Annotated in this window: 14 protein-coding genes and 1 pseudogene; 9 read left to right on the top strand and 6 right to left on the bottom strand. The window is 66.6% G+C overall.

What is annotated here, in order from left to right; all coding sequences use genetic code 11:
* From ACEVQ6_RS20975 to ACEVQ6_RS20965, 3 genes and pseudogenes are all read right to left on the bottom strand, one after another.
* Positions 1-137 (bottom strand): annotated as a pseudogene (locus ACEVQ6_RS20975) (ABC transporter ATP-binding protein); the annotation flags it as partial.
* A 12-nt stretch (positions 138-149) separates the two neighbouring features.
* On the bottom strand, positions 150-1,694 hold the full coding sequence (glpD, locus tag ACEVQ6_RS20970; RefSeq protein WP_374891000.1) for a glycerol-3-phosphate dehydrogenase: 1,545 nt from the start codon (positions 1,692-1,694) through the stop codon (positions 150-152).
* Between the two features lie 110 nt (positions 1,695-1,804).
* Positions 1,805-2,569, bottom strand: coding sequence for a DeoR/GlpR family DNA-binding transcription regulator (locus ACEVQ6_RS20965; RefSeq protein WP_374890999.1), 765 nt, complete (start codon positions 2,567-2,569; stop codon positions 1,805-1,807).
* Between the two features lie 159 nt (positions 2,570-2,728).
* Between ACEVQ6_RS20965 and ACEVQ6_RS20960 the strand changes: the two genes are divergently transcribed.
* The 9 genes from ACEVQ6_RS20960 to ACEVQ6_RS20920 all read left to right on the top strand — a co-directional run bounded on the left by ACEVQ6_RS20960 (position 2,729) and on the right by ACEVQ6_RS20920 (position 12,113).
* Positions 2,729-3,499 carry an SDR family NAD(P)-dependent oxidoreductase gene (locus ACEVQ6_RS20960; protein ID WP_374890998.1) on the top strand — a complete coding sequence of 257 codons (771 nt, stop codon included), beginning with the start codon at positions 2,729-2,731 and terminating at the stop codon, positions 3,497-3,499.
* A 34-nt stretch (positions 3,500-3,533) separates the two neighbouring features.
* Positions 3,534-4,427, top strand: coding sequence for a LysR family transcriptional regulator (locus tag ACEVQ6_RS20955; protein ID WP_374890997.1), 894 nt, complete (start codon positions 3,534-3,536; stop codon positions 4,425-4,427).
* 154 nt (positions 4,428-4,581) lie between these two features.
* Positions 4,582-5,061, top strand: a complete 480-nt coding sequence (locus ACEVQ6_RS20950; protein WP_374890996.1) for a formate dehydrogenase subunit gamma — start codon at positions 4,582-4,584, stop codon at positions 5,059-5,061.
* Positions 5,058-6,614: a formate dehydrogenase beta subunit gene (locus ACEVQ6_RS20945; protein WP_374890995.1), complete on the top strand. Its 1,557-nt coding sequence runs from the start codon at positions 5,058-5,060 to the stop codon at positions 6,612-6,614. Before ACEVQ6_RS20950 ends, ACEVQ6_RS20945 begins: the two co-directional genes overlap by 4 nt.
* Complete coding sequence (locus ACEVQ6_RS20940) at positions 6,611-6,832, top strand: DUF4287 domain-containing protein (protein WP_374890994.1); 222 nt, start codon at positions 6,611-6,613, stop codon at positions 6,830-6,832. Before ACEVQ6_RS20945 ends, ACEVQ6_RS20940 begins: the two co-directional genes overlap by 4 nt.
* 57 nt (positions 6,833-6,889) lie before the next feature.
* Positions 6,890-9,769 (top strand): formate dehydrogenase subunit alpha, encoded by a 2,880-nt coding sequence (gene fdhF / locus ACEVQ6_RS20935; protein ID WP_374890993.1) that lies wholly within the window; start codon positions 6,890-6,892, stop codon positions 9,767-9,769.
* Positions 9,770-9,822: 53 nt separating this feature from the next.
* Positions 9,823-10,593 carry a formate dehydrogenase accessory sulfurtransferase FdhD gene (fdhD, locus tag ACEVQ6_RS20930; protein ID WP_374891001.1) on the top strand — a complete coding sequence of 257 codons (771 nt, stop codon included), beginning with the start codon at positions 9,823-9,825 and terminating at the stop codon, positions 10,591-10,593.
* On the top strand, positions 10,583-10,846 hold the full coding sequence (locus tag ACEVQ6_RS20925; protein WP_374890992.1) for a formate dehydrogenase subunit delta: 264 nt from the start codon (positions 10,583-10,585) through the stop codon (positions 10,844-10,846). The genes fdhD and ACEVQ6_RS20925 overlap by 11 nt, the downstream gene beginning before the upstream one ends.
* 217 nt (positions 10,847-11,063) lie before the next feature.
* Positions 11,064-12,113 (top strand): aldo/keto reductase, encoded by a 1,050-nt coding sequence (locus ACEVQ6_RS20920; protein ID WP_374890991.1) that lies wholly within the window; start codon positions 11,064-11,066, stop codon positions 12,111-12,113.
* 49 nt (positions 12,114-12,162) lie between these two features.
* On the opposite strand, the gene ACEVQ6_RS20915 is transcribed toward ACEVQ6_RS20920, so the two are convergent.
* The 3 genes from ACEVQ6_RS20915 to rocF all read right to left on the bottom strand — a co-directional run bounded on the left by ACEVQ6_RS20915 (position 12,163) and on the right by rocF (position 15,076).
* Complete coding sequence (locus tag ACEVQ6_RS20915; protein WP_374890990.1) at positions 12,163-12,642, bottom strand: chemotaxis protein CheW; 480 nt, start codon at positions 12,640-12,642, stop codon at positions 12,163-12,165.
* A gap of 186 nt (positions 12,643-12,828) precedes the next feature.
* The gene (rocD, locus tag ACEVQ6_RS20910) at positions 12,829-14,034 is read right to left on the bottom strand and encodes an ornithine--oxo-acid transaminase (protein WP_374890989.1); all 1,206 of its coding nucleotides are present in this window, start codon (positions 14,032-14,034) and stop codon (positions 12,829-12,831) included.
* A 118-nt stretch (positions 14,035-14,152) separates the two neighbouring features.
* Positions 14,153-15,076, bottom strand: coding sequence for an arginase (rocF, locus tag ACEVQ6_RS20905; RefSeq protein ID WP_374890988.1), 924 nt, complete (start codon positions 15,074-15,076; stop codon positions 14,153-14,155).
* Between the last annotated feature and the right edge of the window lie 110 nt (positions 15,077-15,186).

Here is a 15,186-nt window from a genome sequence, read left to right as displayed (position 1 = left end):
AGCCGCATCAACGACGTCTTCCCCGACAAGGTCGGTCCCAGAAGAACGTTCAGGCTCCCACGCTCAAGCACAAGATCCGCATCATATACATGACGCTCAACACCAACATCCAAACAAACACCTCGAAGCTCAAGCATCGCCTATCAACCTCACATTCCTTCTGACGGATCGCCCGCGCCTCTCGGCACGCATGCGGCGAGATCCTGGCGCATGTAGGCGTCCAGCCCGTCCTTCTCCCGGTCGTCGAGCCTCAGGCCCAGTTTCGTGCGGCGCCACAGCACATCGTCGCCGCGCCGCGCCCATTCCCGCGTCATCAGCCAGCGGACCTCCGCCTCGTAGAGATCGGCGCCGAAACAGCGGCCGAGCTCCGCGAGACTTGCCGCGGAACCGACGAGCTTCTCCGCCTCCGTTCCATAGAGGCGGACCAGACGGCCGGCATGGCGCGCCTCGAGAAAGGGATAGCGCGCTTTCAGCGCCGCCACTTGCGCGTCGTAGCCCTCGGCGGGAAAGTCGCCGCCCGGCAATGTCGAGCCCGCCGTCCAGGGCGCGCCCTTCGTCCCGAGCGCCTCGCCGATCTTTTCCAGCGCCGATTCCGCCAGCCGCCGATAGGTGGTGAGCTTACCGCCGAAGACGTTGAGCAGCGGCGCGGCGCCGTCTTCCAGCTTCAGCACGTAGTCGCGCGTCGCCTCCTGGGCCTTGCCCGCGCCGTCGTCATAGAGCGGGCGGACCGCCGAATAGCTCCAGACGATGTCGGAGGGCCGGACGGGTTCGGCGAAATACTCGCTCGCCGCGGCGCAGAGATAGTCCGTTTCCTCCGGGCTGATGCGGATGCCGCGCGGGTCGCCCTTGAAGTCCCGGTCGGTCGTGCCGATCAGGGTGAAATCCTGCTGGTAGGGGATGGCGAACATGATCCGCCCGTCCGGGTTCTGGAAGAAATAGGCGCGGGGGTCCTCGAATTTCCGGCGGACGACGATGTGGCTGCCCTGCACGAGGCGGACGTTGCGCGCGTCGTTGCGGCCGAGCGCCGCGGAGAGCACCGCGTCGACCCAGGGACCGGCGGCGTTGACGAGCATGCGGGCGGAAAGCGTCTCGCGGCGGCCGCTGTCGAGATCCTCGACCTCGACGGCCCAGCCGGCCTGCTCGCGCCGTGCCGAAACGACCTTGGTGCGCGGCAGGATGCGTGCGCCGCGATCGGCCGCGTCGCGGGCGTTGAGCACGACCATGCGGGCATCGTCGACCCAGCCGTCCGAATATTCGAAAGCCTTGCGGAAGATCTTCTTCAGCGGCCGTCCGGCCGGATCGCGCGCGAGATCGAGCGTGCGCGTGCCCGGCAGGCGCCTGCGGCCGCCGATATGGTCGTAGAGGAAGAGGCCGAGCCGGATCAGCCAGGCGGGGCGCGGCCCGCCCTTCTGGAAGGGCAGGACGAAGCGCATCGGCCAGATGATGTGCGGCGCCATCGCCCAGAGGATCTCGCGCTCCATCAGCGCCTCGCGCACCAGCCGGAACTCGTAATGCTCGAGGTAGCGCAGGCCCCCGTGGATGAGCTTGGTCGAGCCGGAGGACGTGCCGGAGGCGAAGTCGTTCATCTCGGCGAGCGCGACCGTGTAGCCGCGGCCGACCGCGTCGCGCGCAATGCCGCAGCCGTTGATGCCGCCGCCGATCACGAAAATGTCGAAGGTTTCCCGCCCCGTCACAGCCTTCTCCCCAAGGCATTTCGCATTGCATCATTTTGTTGCAATTGCGAAAGTGAAGACAGTTAAAACGAAAATTATACGAATGTCAAACGAATGTTCGGCGCGCCCGTTCACGATCGCGTTTCGACAAGACGCACCTCGGCGGCGGAACAGATGTCGCGGACGCTTGCGATCTTGCAGCGGTCGGTGACGAAGGTATGGACCTGCGAAATATGGCCGATCCGCACCGGCGCGGTGCGGTCGAACTTGGTCGAATCGGCGACGAGGATGACGTGGCGGGCATTGGCGATGATCGCCTGCGCCACTTTCACTTCGCGGAAATCGAAATCGAGCAGCGCACCGTCGTGATCGATGGCCGACGCGCCGATGACGGCGAAATCGACCTTGAACTGGCGGATGAAGTCGACCGCCGCCTCGCCGACGATGCCGCCGTCCGACCCGCGCACCACGCCGCCGGCGATCACCACCTCGATCGAGGGAAAGACCCGCAAGCTGTTGGCGACGTTGATGTTGTTGGTGATGACCATCAGCGAGGAATGGCCGGTCAGCGCCTCGCCGACCGCTTCCGTGGTGGTGCCGATATTGATGAACAGCGAGGCACTGTCCGGGATGAGGCCGGCGCAGGCGCGGCCGATCGCCAGTTTTTCCGGCGCGGCGATCTCGCGGCGCTGGTCGTATTTGACGTTGTCGCGGCCGCTCGGGAAGATCGCGCCGCCATGGATGCGCGTCAGCGCCTTGCCGTCGCACAGATCGTTGAGGTCCTTGCGGATCGTCTGCGGCGTGACGGAAAAGCGCGTGGCGAGTTCGTCGACCAGCACCCGTCCCTCGGCCTTCGCGAGTTCCAGGATCTCGGCCTGCCTGCCGGTGAGGTACATGGCGTTTCCCCCGATTTTCGTTTCTTTTCGCCGCAGGCAAAAGCGAAAATGCGAGAAAGTCAATCCTTTCGTCTTCGACACGGGGCGAACCGGTGCGGCGCCGGTTGCCAAGCAGGCCCCGATTTGCCAGCTTGGCGGCCGTCTTCTGGGAGAATCGCCATGTTCGATGCGTCATTGTTCAAAGGGGTTAACGTCGCGGTCACCGGTGCGGGGCGCGGCATCGGGCTCGAGGTCGCCCGCCAGTTCCTCGCCGCCGGCGCGACGGTCGTCGTCCATGGCGGCCGCAAGGCATCGGGCGAACTCCCCTCCTTCCTCGCCGAGGCGGTGGCGGAGGGGCGCGCGATCCTCGCCTATGCCGATTTTTCGACGCAAGAGGGTGTTCTCTCCTTCGCCGAGACGGTCGGCCAGCATCTCCAGACGCTCGACGTGCTCGTCAACAATGCCGGCACGATGGTCGGCCGCTTCCCGGCGGCGGAGCTGACGGACGATCAGTACGGAACGGTGGTGCAGCTCAACCAGACCTCCGTGATGGAGCTGACGCGGGCGCTGCTGCCGCTGCTGCGCCGCTCGGCGCAGGGCGCGATCGTCAACACGGTGTCGATCTCGGCGCTGACCGGCGGCAGTCCCGGCTCGGCGATCTATTCGGCGACCAAGGCCTTCGTCTCCACCTATTCGAAGGCGCTGGCCCGCGAGCTCGCGCCGGACGGCATCCGCGTCAACTGCGTCTCGCCCGGCACGATCACCACGGATTTCCATGCCCGCTACTCCTCGCCGGAAAAGCTGGAGGCGACCCGAAAGACGATCCCGCTGCAGCGGCTCGGCACGCCGGAGGATTGCGCGCCCGCCTATCTCTTCCTCGCGTCGAAGGGCCTTTCCGGCTATGTCACCGGGCAGGTGCTCGAGGTCAACGGCGGCCAGCTGATCTGCTGATCCCCGCCGCGCGGCGCGGGGGAGGGCCGGCGGCATGATCGATAAGCTCGACTTTTTCATCACGCTGGCGCGCGAGCGGCATTTCGGCCGCGCGGCCGAGGCGTGCGGCATCACCCAGCCGACGCTTTCGGCCGCGATCCGCCAGCTCGAGGGCGAGCTCGGCGTCATGCTGGTCGAGCGCGGGTCGCGCTTCCAGGGGCTGACGCCGGAGGGGCAGCGCGTGCTCGAATGGGCGCGCCGCATCGTCGGCGATGCGCGGGCGATGCGCGAGGAGATGCGCGCGGCGCGGCGCGGCCTTTCCGGCCACATCCGGCTCGCCGCCATCCCGACCGCGCTGTCGATGGTGCATCAGGTCACCGTGCCCTTCCAGGAGAAGCATCCCGAGGTGACGTTCTCCGTCCTCTCGACCACCTCGCTGAAAATCCTCAGCCTGCTCGAAAACCTGGAGATCGATGCCGGGCTCACCTATCTCGAGAACGAGCCGCTCGGTCGCGTCACGGCCGTGCCGCTGCGCGAGGAGCGCTATCATCTGGTGACGGCGGCGGGCGGGCCGCTGTCGTCGCGCGACAGCATCACCTGGCGCGAGGCGGGCGACGTTCGGCTTTGTCTATTGACCGCCGACATGCAGAACCGCCGCATCATCAACCAGCATTTCGGCGAGGCCGGCGTCACCGTTCGTCCGACGCTCGAATCCAATTCGATGATCGTGCTGTTTTCCCACATCCGCACCGGGCGCTGCGCCAGCATCATGCCGCAGAACATGGCGGAATCCTTCGGTTTCGGCGCCGAAATCCGCTCGATCCCGCTGGTCGAGCCTGAAGCGACCCATCGGATCGGCCTGGTTGCGACCCATCGCGAGCCGTTTACGCCATTGGTCTCCGCGCTGCTGCACGAGGCGCGGCGGCTGTCGGAAGAGAGGTCATCCTGATAGAAATCCTCTATCGTTTGACGGAACAGCGATATTGACCCCCGGGCGGCGGCTTGCGACAGAAAAGGGCGGCGTCGGGAGGCGATCGGGTCCAGACGGCGGCGTTCTGACGGCGGCGCTCTCGTGAACGAGTTGGCAAGGGGGAGGTAACGGCGTGACGGTCCATGGGATCATCCCGGAAACGGAGGCCCGCACCCTGTCGATCGTGCAGGCGCTGAAGGGGCTCGAAGGGCCGCTTCTGCCGATCCTGCACGAGATCCAGGACGCGTTCGGCCATGTGCCGCCTGAAAGCCTGCCGCTGATCGCGCGGGAACTGAACCTGTCGCGGGCCGAAGTGCACGGCGTGGTCAGCTTCTACCATGATTTCCGCGACCACCCTGCCGGACGGCGCGTGCTGAAGCTCTGTCGCGCCGAGGCCTGCCAGTCGATGGGCGGCGAGCGGCTCGCGGAACGGGTCAAGGCGCTGCTCGGCATCGATTTCCACCAGACGACGCCGGACGGGGCGGTGACGCTCGAACCGGTCTATTGTCTCGGGCTCTGTTCCACCGCACCCGCCGCCATGCTGGACGGCGCGGTGCATGGCCGCCTCGACCCCGACGCCGCCGCCGACCTCGTCGCGGAGGCACGGGCATGACGGTGACGATCTTCGTTCCCCTCGATGCCGCCGCGCTGGCGCTCGGCGCCGATCGCGTCGCCGCCCGCATCCGCGAGGAGATCGCCGCGCGCGGCCTCGATGCCCGGATCGTGCGCAACGGGTCGCGCGGGCTGCACTGGCTGGAGCCGCTGGTCGAGGTGCGCACGCAAAAGGGGCGCATCGCCTATGGCCCGGTGCGGCCCGGCGATGTCGCCTCGCTCTTCGAGGCCGGCTTTCTCGACGGCGGCGCGCATCCGCTGTGCCAGGGCCGCACGAAGGAGATCCCGTTCCTCGCCGGCCAGACGCGGCTCACCTTCGCGCGCTGCGGCGTCACCGATCCGCTGTCGCTCGACGACTACCGGCATTACCAGGGCCTGAAGGGGCTCGAACGGGCGGTTGAGATGACGCCGGCGGAAATCGTCGCGGCGGTTACCGAATCGGGTCTGCGCGGTCGTGGCGGCGCGGGCTTTCCGACCGGCATCAAATGGAAAACCGTTCTCGAAGCACCGGGTCCGCAGAAATACATCGTCTGCAATGCCGACGAGGGCGACAGCGGCACATTTGCCGACCGGATGATCATGGAGGGCGATCCCTTCGTGCTGATCGAGGGGATGGCGATCGCAGGAATCGCGACCGGGGCGACCAGGGGCTATGTCTATACCCGCTCGGAATATCCGCATGCGATCGAGACGATGCGCAAAGCGGTCGAGGTGGCGCGGCGCGCCGGCATTCTCGGGTCCTCCGTGCTCGGTTCGGGCAGGAGCTTCGACATGGAGATCCGCGTCGGCGCCGGCGCCTATGTCTGCGGCGAGGAGACGGCGCTGCTGAATTCGCTGGAGGGCAAGCGGGGGATCGTGCGCGCCAAGCCGCCGCTTCCCGCATTGCAGGGGTTCCTCGGCCGGCCGACCGTGGTCAACAACGTCATCTCGCTCGCCTCCGTTCCCGTCATCCTCGACCGGGGTGCGGCCTTCTACCGCGACTTCGGCATGGGCCGGTCGCGCGGCACGATCCCGATCCAGATTGCCGGAAATGTGAAGCATGGCGGTCTCTACGAGGCTGCGTTCGGCCTGACGCTCGGCGAGATCGTCGAGGCGATCGGCGGCGGCACGGCGAGCGGACGGCCGGTCAAGGCCGTGCAGGTCGGCGGACCGCTCGGCGCCTATTTCCCGCCGGCGCTGTTCGATACGCCCTTCGACTACGAGGCTTTCGCCGCGAAGGACGGGCTGATCGGCCATGCCGGCATCACCGTCTTTGACGACACGGCCGACATGCTGAAGCAGGCGCGCTTCGCCATGGAATTCTGCGCCGTCGAAAGCTGCGGCAAGTGCACGCCCTGCCGCATCGGTTCGACCCGCGGCGTCGAGACGGCCGACAAAATCGCGAAGGGCATCGAGCCGGAGAAGAACCTCGCGCTTCTGACCGACCTCTGCAACACGATGAAGTTCGGCTCGCTCTGCGCGCTCGGCGGCTTCACGCCCTATCCGGTGATGAGCGCGATCACGCATTTCCCCGAGGATTTTCGCCCGGCGCCGATGGCGGAGGCTGCGGAATGAGCGTCACGGACAAGGTCAAGGTCAAAGGCCCCGCCTCCTATTTTCCGGCGATCGAGAAGGCCTATGGCCGGCCGATTTCCCATTGGAAAGACATCGTCCGCAGCCAGGCGGGGCGGACGCACATGGAGGTGGTGGCGTTTCTGAAGGAGACCCACGGCCTCGGCCATGGTCATGCCAATGCGCTCGTTGCCGCCACATTCGCGGAAGATAAGAAATAGGATTTCCGCGCGCCGGATGCATAAACCGGCCGAAGGAATGTCTGACAGGAGGTGTTCATGTCCCTCGTTCATGAAATCGACTACGGCACGCCCGCGTCCCGCTCCGACAGGCAGGTGACGCTGACCATCGACGGTCGGGAGATCACCGTGCCCGAGGGAACCTCGATCATGCGCGCCTCGATGGAGGCGGGCATTCAGGTGCCAAAACTCTGCGCCACCGACATGGTCGATGCCTTCGGCTCCTGCCGCCTCTGTCTGGTCGAGGTCGAGGGGCGGAACGGCACGCCGGCCTCCTGCACCACGCCGGTCGCTCCGGGCATCAAGGTCCACACCCAGACGGAACGGCTGAAGCAGATCCGCAAGGGAGTGATGGAACTCTACATCTCCGACCATCCGCTCGACTGCCTCACCTGCGCTGCCAATGGCGACTGCGAGCTGCAGGACATGGCCGGCGCGGTCGGCCTGCGCGACGTGCGCTACGGCTATGACGGCGAGAACCACGTCAAGCCGCGCGATGCCGACGGCATCAATGCGAAGTGGATGCCGAAGGACGAATCGAACCCGTACTTCACCTATGATCCGTCGAAATGCATCGTCTGCTCGCGCTGCGTGCGCGCCTGCGAGGAAGTGCAGGGCACCTTCGCGCTGACGATCGAGGGGCGGGGCTTCGACAGCCGTGTCTCGCCCGGCATGCACGAGCAGTTTCTCTCCTCCGAATGCGTCTCCTGCGGCGCCTGCGTGCAGGCCTGTCCGACGGCGACGCTGACGGAAAAATCCGTCATCGCCATCGGCCAGCCGGAGCATTCCGTCGTCACCACCTGCGCCTATTGCGGTGTGGGCTGCTCGTTCAAGGCGGAGATGCGCGGCGAGGAACTGGTGCGCATGGTGCCGTGGAAGGACGGCAAGGCCAATCGCGGCCATTCCTGCGTCAAGGGCCGCTTCGCCTACGGCTATTCGACGCACCGGGAGCGTATCCTCAACCCGATGATCCGGGAGAAGATCTCGGATCCCTGGCGGGAGGTGAGCTGGGAGGAGGCCTTAGCGCATACGGCGGCGGAATTCCGCCGTATCCAGTACCAGTATGGCCGCGAATCGATCGGCGGCATCACCTCGTCGCGCTGCACCAACGAGGAAACCTACCTGGTGCAGAAGCTGATCCGCGCCGGCTTCCGCAATAACAATGTCGATACCTGTGCCCGCGTCTGCCACTCTCCCACGGGTTACGGCCTCGGCCAGACCTTCGGCACCTCGGCCGGCACGCAGGATTTCGATTCGGTCGAGCACACCGACGTCGTCATCGTCATCGGCGCCAATCCGACCGACGGCCACCCGGTTTTCGCCTCGCGGCTGAAGAAACGGCTGCGGCAGGGGGCCAAGCTGATCGTCATCGATCCGCGCCGCACCGATCTCGTCTCCTCGCCGCATATCAAGGCGGCGCATCATCTGCCGCTCAGGCCCGGCACCAATGTCGCCGTCGTCACCGCGCTCGCCCATGTCATCGTCACGGAGGGGCTGTTCGACGAGGCGTTCATCCGCGCGCGCTGCGACTGGTCGGAATTCGAGGACTGGGCCGCCTTCGTTTCCGAGGAGCGCCACAGCCCGGAGGCGACCGAGAGCCTGACCGGCGTTCCGGCGCAAGACCTGCGCGGGGCCGCGCGGCTGTTCGCGACCGGCGGCAACGGCGCGATCTATTACGGCCTCGGCGTCACCGAGCACAGCCAGGGCTCGACCACGGTGATCGCCATCGCCAACCTTGCCATGGCGACCGGCAATATCGGCCGCCCCGGCGTCGGCGTGAACCCGCTTCGCGGCCAGAACAACGTCCAAGGGTCCTGCGACATGGGCTCCTTCCCGCACGAACTCCCCGGCTATCGCCACGTAGCCGACGACGCGACCCGCGCGGTCTTCGAGAAGATGTGGGGGGTCGCGCTTTCCGACGAGCCGGGCCTGCGCATCCCGAACATGCTGGACGCCGCCGTCGACGGCTCGTTCAAGGGCATCTACATTCAAGGGGAAGACATCCTCCAGTCGGATCCGGATACCAAGCATGTCGCCGCCGGCCTCGCCGCGATGGAATGCGTCGTCGTGCAGGACCTGTTCCTGAACGAGACCGCCAACTACGCCCATGTCTTCCTGCCGGGCTCGACCTTCCTCGAAAAGGACGGCACCTTCACCAATGCCGAGCGCCGCATCAACCGCGTGCGCAGGGTGATGACGCCGAAGAACGGCTATGCCGACTGGGAGGTGACGCAGAAGCTTGCCCAGCAGATGGGGCTTGGCTGGAATTACAGCCATCCGTCCGAGATCATGGACGAGATCGCCGCGACGACGCCGAGCTTCGCGCTGGTCTCCTACGACTATCTGGAAAAGATGGGCTCGGTGCAGTGGCCCTGCAACGAGAAGAACCCGGCCGGCTCGCCGATCATGCATGTGAACGGCTTCGTGCGCGGCAGGGGCAAGTTCATCCGCACCGAATATGTCGCGACCGACGAGAAGACCGGGCCGCGCTTTCCCCTGCTGCTGACCACCGGCCGAACCTTAAGCCAGTATAATGTCGGCGCTCAGACGCGGCGCACCGACAATGTCGTCTGGCACGAGGAGGACCGGCTGGAGATCCATCGCCACGATGCGGAACTGCGCGGCATCCGCGACCGCGACTGGGTGCGTCTTTCCAGCCGCTCCGGCGAGACGACGCTGCGCGCGCTGATCACCGACCGGGTGTCGCCGGGCGTGGTCTACACCACCTTCCACCATCCGACGACGCAGGCGAACGTCATCACCACCGACTTCTCCGACTGGGCGACCAACTGCCCGGAATACAAGGTGACAGCGGTGCAGATCTCGCCCTCGAACGGCCCCTCCGACTGGCAGGTCGAGTATGACGAGCAGGCGCGCCAGTCCCGCCGCATCGCCGGCAAGCTGGAAGCGGCGGAGTGAGCGATTTCCGGCCATCGCGGCCGGTGCCGCAAACGATCCGCCGCAAGGGTCGGATGCGCAGCGCCGAACGGACCGTGCCGGAGGAAACGCCGGTGGCGTTTTCCTATGGCGGCTCGACCCATGCGGTGATGATGGCGACACCCGCCGATCTTGAGGATTTCGCCACCGGCTTCAGCCTGACGGAGGGGATCGTCGCCGGTACGGCGGAGATCGAGACGATCGAGATCCTCGTCGAGGACAAGGGCATCGATGTGCAGATCACGCTCAACACCGAGAGGGAGGATCGGCTGCGGGCCCGGCGCCGGCATCTGGCCGGTCCGGTCGGCTGCGGTCTCTGCGGCATCGAGTCGATCGAGCAGGCGGTGCGGGCGACGCCGGACGTGTCCGCATCCGCCCTTCGCTTGAGCGAGGACGAGATCGTCGAGGCGGTGGCGCTGTTGAACGGCGCCCAGCCGCTGCATGCCGAGACGCGCGCCGTGCACGGCGCCGGCTTCTATGTGCCGGCCCGGGGGCTGGTCGCGGTGCGCGAGGATGTCGGGCGTCACAATGCGCTCGACAAGCTCGTGGGTGCGGCCGCCCGCGCCGGCTTTTCCGGCCGCGACGGCGCCGTCGTCGTCACCAGCCGGGTGTCGGTGGAGATGGTGCAGAAGACCGCCATCATCGGCAGTCCGTTCATCATTGCCATTTCCGCGCCGACGGCGCTCGCCATCCGCACGGCGCAGGACGCCGGGATGACCCTCGTCGCGCTGGTGCGCGGCGACGAATTCGACGTCTTCACCCATCCCCGTCGCATCGAGCCCAAAGAGGCGACCCATGTCGCATGAGAGCAGGACCACGGACGAAAAGCTCGTCTACATGGCGAACCAGATCGCCACCTTCTTCGCCTCGCAGCCGGAAGCGGAGCGGGCGACCGGTGTCGCGACCCATATCAACAAGTTCTGGGAAGCCCGCATGCGCCGCGCCTTCTTCGCCATCGTCGATGCCGGGGGGACAGGGCTCGATCCGCTGGTAATCGATGCCGCCCGGCTGATCAGGCGCCCCGCGCCGGTGGAGCCCGCTCCCGCGACCAGCGCTTGACGCGTGGGCCACAGGCGGGTCTCACGGATCTCGACAGGTTTTTTCATCGAATCTGGATCGGCCGCCTTCCGGGCGGTTGAACGGGTCGGTTTTCCACCTACATACTCTGAGGGCCCTCACCGGATTTCGTCCTTCCCTTCCGGTCTTTCGCGCGTTCGCGCCTTCCCGACGGCTCCCCTGACATCATCCGTTCCTCCTTTCATCGAAAGGGATTTCCATGCGCTACCATCAACTGGGCCATACCGGCCTCTTCGTCTCGGAACTCTGCCTCGGCACCATGACCTTCGGCGAGGCCAACAGCGCCAGCCTCTGGGGCCAGATCGCCGATGTCGACCAGGCGTCGGCCGACGCCATCGTCAGGCGCTCGCTCGACGCCGGCATCAACTTCATCGACACCGCCAATGTCTATTCCTTCGGCCAGTCGGAACGCATCCTCGGCCAGTCGCTGAAAAACCTCGGCGTCGCCCGCAAGGATGTCGTCATCGCGACGAAATTCCTCGGCCAGATGGGTGACAAGCCCAATGATCGCGGCGCCTCGCGCGGCCATATCATGCAATCGGTCGAGGAAAGCCTCGAACGGCTGCAGACCGATCATATCGACCTCTACCAGATCCACGGCACCGACACGGTGACGCCGATCGAGGAGACGCTGCGCGCGCTCGACGATCTCGTCTCGCGCGGGCTGGTGCGCTATATCGGCCTCTCCAACTGGGCGGCCTGGCGCATCGCCAAGGCGCTCGGCATATCCGAGCGGCGCGGTTTTGCCCGTTTCGAGACGGTGCAGGCCTATTACTCGATCGCCGGCCGTGATCTCGAACGCGAGATCGTGCCACTGATGCAGGAGGAAAAGCTCGGCCTGATGGTCTGGTCGCCGCTCGCAGGCGGCCTGCTTTCGGGCAAGTACGGTCCGGGCGCGCCGGGCAACGGCGAGGGGCGGCGGGCGAATTTCGATTTCCCGCCGGTCGACAAGGACAAGGCGTGGACGATCGTCGCGGCGATGCGCAGGATCGCCGATGCCCGTGGTGTCAGTGTCGCGGAAGTGGCGCTCGCCTATCTCCTGGCAAAACCCTTCGTCACGAGCGTCATCATCGGCGCGAAGCGGATGGACCAGCTCGAACAGAACATCAGCGCGACGAAGCTCCAGCTTTCGGCGGAAGAACTGGCCGAGCTCGATGCGGTCAGCGCGCTCGCACCCGAATATCCGGGCTGGATGCTCGAGCGGCAGGGTACCGGCCGCCGGCCGCAACCCTTCACGCCCAAGGCCTGATCCGGGCAACGCTCCGCCTGCCATCGCGGGATGGCGGGCGGAGATCGGCTCAGGCGGCCATGTCGTCGGCGTCGTGTTCCTTGAACATGCGCGCGAGGTTCAGGAAGCAGATCATGCCGTGCTCGTTGGCGATGATGCCTTCGGCATAGCTGCGGTCGAAGGAGGCAGTCACCTCCGGCACCGGCTGCACCTCGCTGGCGCGCACCGTCAGGATGTCGGAGACGCGATCGACCACGAGGCCGATCACCATGTTGTGCACCTCGGCGACGACGATGGCGCTGCGCTCGTTGGCGACCGTGCTGGTCATGCCGAGCTTGTAGGCGAGGTCGATGATCGGGATCACGGTGCCGCGCAGGTTCATCACGCCGAGCACGTCCGGCGGCGAATGGGGGATCGGCGTCGAGGGCGCCCAGCCGCGGATCTCGCGGATCGTCGTCGTCTTGACGCAGAATTCCTGGTCGTGCAGGCGGAAAGCGATGATTTCCAGCGTCTCGCCGTCGAAGCCCGCCATTTTCAAAGTGGATGTCATCGGTGGTCCTTCCGGCCGCGGGCGTGTCCTGTCGGCGCTCGCGGGCCACGTCTTCAAGGGGATAGCGGGGTGCCGGTGATCCGGTCCGGCGCGTCTGCATCATGCGCGGTCGATCGGACCGTTCACGCCGTCAGGCAACTATAGGCGGCAATCGTTAAGGAAGATTTCACCGGTCGGCCCCGTTCCTCATGCGGCGCAAAGAACGGCGGCAAACTGGTCGACCGCCCAGTCCACCTCCTCCTCGCGGATGACGAGCGGCGGGGCGATGCGGATCGTATGCCCGTGGGTGTCCTTGGCGAGCAGCCCCCGGTCCTTGAGCCTCTCGCAGACGCGCCGGGCACCGCCGGCCTCGGGCACGAGCTCGACGGCGAGCATCAGGCCGCGCCCGCGCACCTCGGCGACAAGGTTCGACCGCAGCGCGCCGAGCCCCGCCTTGAAACGGGCGCCCATGCGCTCGGCATTGTCGATCATGCCCTCCTGCGTCAATGCCTTCAGCGCGGCGCGGGCCACGGCGCAGGCGAGCGGATTTCCGCCGAAGGTCGAGCCGTGCTGGCCGGGCTTCAGCACGCCGAGCACATCCGAATTCGAAAGCACGGCCGAGACCGGATAGAAGCCGCCCGACAGCGCCTTGCCGATCAGCGTCACATCCGCCTCGATGCCTTCGTGTTCCTCGGCGAGCAGTTTGCCCGTCCGGCCAAGCCCGGTCTGGATCTCGTCGAGGATCAGGGTGATGCCGTGGCGGGTGCAAAGCGTCCGCACGGCCGGGAAATAGCCAGAAGGCGGCAGGATGACGCCGGCCTCGCCCTGGATCGGCTCGACCAGGAAAGCGACGGTGTTTTCGGTGATCGCCGCCCGGAAGGCGTCGAGATCGCCGAAGGGCACGGTGACGAAGCCGGGCGCGAAGGGGCCGAAGCCCGTGCGCGCATCCGGATCCGTGGAAAAACCGACGATCCCCATGGTGCGGCCGTGGAAATTGTCGGCGCAGACGATGATCTCGGCCCGGTTCTCCGGCACGCCCTTGACCTCGTAGCCCCATTTGCGCACGGCCTTGACCGCCGTCTCCACCGCCTCGGCGCCCGAATTCATCGGCAGGATCTTGTGGCTGCCGGTCAGCGCGGCGATGTCCTCGTAGAGCAGCGCGAGCTGGTCGTTGCGGAACGCCCGCGATGTCAGCGTCAGCTTCGCCGCCTGCTCCGTCATCGCCGCGAGGATCCCCGGATGGCAATGGCCCTGGTTGACGGCGGAATAGGCCGACAGGCAGTCGAGGTAGCGCCTGCCCTCGGTATCCCAGACATGAACGCCGGCGCCGCGCGTCAGGACGACGTCGAGGGGCTTGTAATTGTGGGCGCCGAGGCGGTGCTCGGTCTCGATCAGGCGGTCGGCGTGGCTCATCGGGGACTCCCTTTTTGGGCATGCCCGGCGAACACCGGTTCACCGGATAGGCTCTCTTTTGTTTTAACGCTTCGTCCGGGCGTCAAATCCGATCCGGATTTGACTGGAATTGCTCTGGTCAGGCGCTGCGGGTCGGGCGGTCGAGCACGCGGCGGCCGAAGAGGCTCGCGGTCAGCTCGACAAGGATGCGGGCCGAACGGCCGCGATCGTCGAGGAACGGGTTCAGCTCGACGAGGTCGAGCGAGGAGACGAGGCCGCTGTCGTGCAGCATCTCCATGACGAGATGGGCCTCGCGGAAGGTGGCGCCGCCGGGCACCGTCGTGCCGACGCCCGGCGCGATGTCCGGATCGAGGAAGTCGACATCGAGGCTGACATGCAGGAGCCCGTTCTCCGCCTCGACCCGCGCGATGATCTCGCGCAGGATCGCGCCGACGCCGTGCTCGTCGATGGCGCGCATATCGAAGACGTTGACGCCGTGCTCGCGGATCTCCTCGCGCTCGCGCTGGTCGACCGAGCGGATGCCGAGCTGGTAGACGCGGCGCGGATCGACGAATGGCCGGTCGCTTGCGAGGATCGGCGCGAATTCTGCCTCGCCGCAGAAGAAGGCGACCGGCATGCCGTGCATGTTGCCGGAGGGGGAGGTGTCCGGCGAATTGAAATCGGCATGGGCGTCGAGCCAGAGGACGAAGAGCGGCCGGCCGAGGACGGCGGCGTGGCGCGCCATGCCGGAGACGCTTCCCATCGACAGCGAATGATCGCCTCCCAGGATGACCGGCAGGTGGCCGCGCGCCGCGGCGGCATGGGTGGCCGCGTCGAGGGCGCGGGCGAAGCCGGCGACCACCGGAAGGTTCCGTGCGCCCTTATGCGTGCCGAGCTCGACGGCCGGCTCGGGGCTGAGGTCACCGGTGTCCTCGATCGTGAAGCCGAGGCCGGCAAGGGCCGTGTCGATGCCGGCGATGCGCAGCGCAGTCGGTCCCATCGCGGCGCCGCGCCGGCCCGAGCCCTCCTCGATCGGTGCGCCGATCAGCGCGATGGTGTGCATGGCGTGGCCCTCGTTGTAACGCCTTTCAGGATGGGCCTCTTCGATGCTGGCAAATAGCGGGGAAATCGTCGATAATTCTGCTCAATCTCGCATCTTGTTAATCCTCATTA

Source organism: Ensifer soli (assembly GCF_041928815.1).
Taxonomy (GTDB): Bacteria; Pseudomonadota; Alphaproteobacteria; order Rhizobiales; family Rhizobiaceae; genus JBHFEI01.
Note: the sequence above shows the minus strand (reverse complement) of the source record. Positions and strands in the feature narration are given on the sequence as shown.

Coding starts and splice junctions, on each gene's coding strand:
- ACEVQ6_RS20965 (WP_374890999.1), bottom strand. CDS start 2,569: ATGTACCTCACCGGCAGGCAGGCCGAGATCCTGGAACTCGCGAAGGCC.
- ACEVQ6_RS20960 (WP_374890998.1), top strand. CDS start 2,729: ATGTTCGATGCGTCATTGTTCAAAGGGGTTAACGTCGCGGTCACCGGT.
- ACEVQ6_RS20955 (WP_374890997.1), top strand. CDS start 3,534: ATGATCGATAAGCTCGACTTTTTCATCACGCTGGCGCGCGAGCGGCAT.
- ACEVQ6_RS20945 (WP_374890995.1), top strand. CDS start 5,058: ATGACGGTGACGATCTTCGTTCCCCTCGATGCCGCCGCGCTGGCGCTC.
- ACEVQ6_RS20940 (WP_374890994.1), top strand. CDS start 6,611: ATGAGCGTCACGGACAAGGTCAAGGTCAAAGGCCCCGCCTCCTATTTT.
- fdhF (WP_374890993.1), top strand. CDS start 6,890: ATGTCCCTCGTTCATGAAATCGACTACGGCACGCCCGCGTCCCGCTCC.
- fdhD (WP_374891001.1), top strand. CDS start 9,823: ATGCGCAGCGCCGAACGGACCGTGCCGGAGGAAACGCCGGTGGCGTTT.
- ACEVQ6_RS20925 (WP_374890992.1), top strand. CDS start 10,583: ATGTCGCATGAGAGCAGGACCACGGACGAAAAGCTCGTCTACATGGCG.
- ACEVQ6_RS20920 (WP_374890991.1), top strand. CDS start 11,064: ATGCGCTACCATCAACTGGGCCATACCGGCCTCTTCGTCTCGGAACTC.
- ACEVQ6_RS20915 (WP_374890990.1), bottom strand. CDS start 12,642: ATGACATCCACTTTGAAAATGGCGGGCTTCGACGGCGAGACGCTGGAA.
- rocD (WP_374890989.1), bottom strand. CDS start 14,034: ATGAGCCACGCCGACCGCCTGATCGAGACCGAGCACCGCCTCGGCGCC.
- rocF (WP_374890988.1), bottom strand. CDS start 15,076: ATGCACACCATCGCGCTGATCGGCGCACCGATCGAGGAGGGCTCGGGC.